The 1,488-nt window shown below is 50.1% G+C and carries 1 protein-coding gene; it reads left to right on the forward strand.

Annotated elements, in window-relative coordinates:
• Positions 1 to 179: 179 nt before the first annotated feature.
• Positions 180 to 1,328: a S8 family serine peptidase gene (locus CKO28_RS27605; RefSeq protein WP_200344734.1), complete on the forward strand. Its 1,149-nt coding sequence runs from the start codon at positions 180 to 182 to the stop codon at positions 1,326 to 1,328.
• Positions 1,329 to 1,488 lie beyond the last annotated feature (160 nt).

Consider the following 1,488-nt stretch of genomic DNA (forward strand, 5'->3'; position numbering starts at 1 on the left):
CGATCTTCCAGGCTGCCCGCCACCGGGCACGTGGCTACAGCAGCCCGGCCACCTTCATCGCCATGATCTACCTGCTCGCAGCCCCGATCGGCGATATCTCGAAATCCATTTGAAGCGTCAGAGCGCCGGCTTTCTTAGCCAAATCTTACTATCCAGAAAATTTTCTGGAATACATGGGTATGTTTTCGCTCGGCGCAAAAGCTGAAAAAGTTACCCCGGAAGTTGTCCTTGGTAAAACAGACAAACGTGAACCTCGGGATGCCCCCACAATTTTTGCAGCCGTAAAAAGAAAAACACTAAGGTCTTTTTCGGAAAATTTAACAAATTGGCAGCCATCTAGCAAAAACATTGCCGATGATTTTCGAAAAATTGAAGACGTTCGCGCGCCAAAACTCGAACGGCTAAAGATTGAAGAAATTAATGTTGAACGCAACTACCCTCTGGAAGTCGTTCTACACATTGGGATACCAGGAATCTCAGACGAAATCTACGAGGCGTTTGAAGCTTTCAGTGCCAAACTCAATGCTGAAGTGCTTTCAGATCGTGTGCGAACAATCGGAGAACTGACTTTTGTACCAGTACGTTGCCCAGGCGAGTCGCTGAGAAGCCTATGCGAGTTCTCGCTAATACGGTCGATACGAGTTATGCCAAAGGTGAGGATGGGTCAAACCGCCTTGCGTTCAGTAAATGCTCCGCCTTTCCAACCGACTTTTCCTACCGGTCCAGTACTCGATCCCACAATAAAGACCGCTGTTTTTGACGGTGGACTTCCCAATAATCCGCATCCGTTAACGCAGTGGGCCCAGGAATACAGTACACCAAATTTAGGCAGTCCAGATCAATCGGCTCAAGAACATGGAACGGCGGTAACATGTGCAGCCCTCTTCGGGAGCCTTCAAAATGGAACAACTCCTCCGCAACCTTTTTCGTCGATTCGACACTACAGGGTGATTGACCACAACCCTGTGCATGATTTTGACCTCGTAGACATTCTACATAGGATCACGAAAACGCTTGATCACGAAAATTTTGATTTCCTAAATATTTCAATGGGACCAGACATACCTATAGACGACGATGATATAAATGTTTGGACGGCAACCTTAGACAAGTACGCGTTTCAACAACAATGCTTTGTATCGATAGCCTGCGGCAATAGCGGTGAGGAAGACCACACGGCGGGCAACACTCGAATCCAGCCAGCATCCGATGGTGTTAATGTTGTCGGTATAGGCGCTTCTGACAAAGCTTCGGGAGAATGGGGTCGGGCGTCTTACAGTTCGGTAGGACCCGGGAGAAGCCCCAGGGCTGTTCAGTTTTTTTCATGAGCCGGCATAGTCGAAGAGTTTGTCGGGGTTGAGCGCGGTTGCGTAGCGCGCTTGAGCCACGTTGCGCACGCCGTTCGCCCGGAGGATGTTGAGCGCGAAGCTGCGGATACGAGTGAAGGGCCCGGGTTGGACACGGATCCGGCTGTGATCTTCGCCCAGG

Source organism: Rhodovibrio sodomensis (genome assembly GCF_016583645.1).
Taxonomy (GTDB): domain Bacteria; phylum Pseudomonadota; class Alphaproteobacteria; order Kiloniellales; family Rhodovibrionaceae; genus Rhodovibrio; species Rhodovibrio sodomensis.